Genomic DNA, 202 nt, shown 5'->3' on the forward strand with positions numbered 1-202 from the left:
GGTGCATCCAGGAGGATTCGAACCTCCGACCGCTCGGTTCGTAGCCGAGTACTCTATCCAGCTGAGCTATGGATGCATTACTATTTTTGGTTTGTCTGCTTGAATACAACAAGTTGACAGAAAGAATGGTGCATCCAGGAGGATTCGAACCTCCGACCGCTCGGTTCGTAGCCGAGTACTCTATCCAGCTGAGCTATGGATG

At 50.5% G+C, this 202-nt stretch carries 1 tRNA gene; it reads right to left on the reverse strand.

The annotated features are described in order from the left end of the window. Positions 1 to 2 precede the first annotated feature (2 nt). Positions 3 to 76: transfer RNA gene (locus AC2FCQ_RS24735), tRNA-Arg, on the reverse strand. Between the last annotated feature and the right edge of the window lie 126 nt (positions 77 to 202).

The sequence above is a fragment of the Serratia sp. CoH_134_PS_4 genome (assembly GCF_058190535.1).